This is a genomic window from Vibrio sp. 1069 (assembly GCF_033340555.1).
Window position 1 is genome coordinate 1 of record NZ_JAWOWP010000996.1, and the last position, 508, is coordinate 508.

1 protein-coding gene is annotated in these 508 nt (G+C 47.6%); it reads left to right on the forward strand.

All coding sequences use genetic code 11. The features are described 5' to 3' along the window. Positions 1–508: efflux RND transporter permease subunit (locus R7040_RS30240; RefSeq protein WP_318098159.1), on the forward strand; the 508-nt coding region annotated here is incomplete at both ends.

The window sequence follows — 508 nt, forward strand, 5'->3', positions numbered from 1 at the left end:
GGCTGCAGTCAAAGAGCGTTTAGCAGAGTTGAGTGAAAACTTCCCAGATGGTCTGAAAGTCGCTTATCCATTTGAGACAACACCGTTTGTAGAAGCATCGATTCAAGAAGTAGTGAAAACGCTACTGGAAGCGATTGTGTTGGTGTTCTTAATTATGTACCTGTTCTTACAGAACTTCCGTGCAACGATCATCCCGACGATTGCTGTTCCGGTTGTACTCTTGGGTACGTTTGCCATTCTTTACGCGACAGGTTTCAGCGTGAATACCCTGACGATGTTTGCGATGGTTCTGGCGATTGGTTTGCTGGTGGATGACGCCATCGTTGTGGTAGAAAACGTTGAGCGTGTGATGCACGAAGACGGGCTCGATCCAAAAGAAGCAACTAAGAAATCGATGGGGCAGATCACTGGCGCGTTGATTGGTGTTGGTTTGACCTTATCGGCAGTATTCGTCCCTATGGCATTTATGTCAGGTTCGACCGGGGTGATTTACCGTCAGTTCTCGATC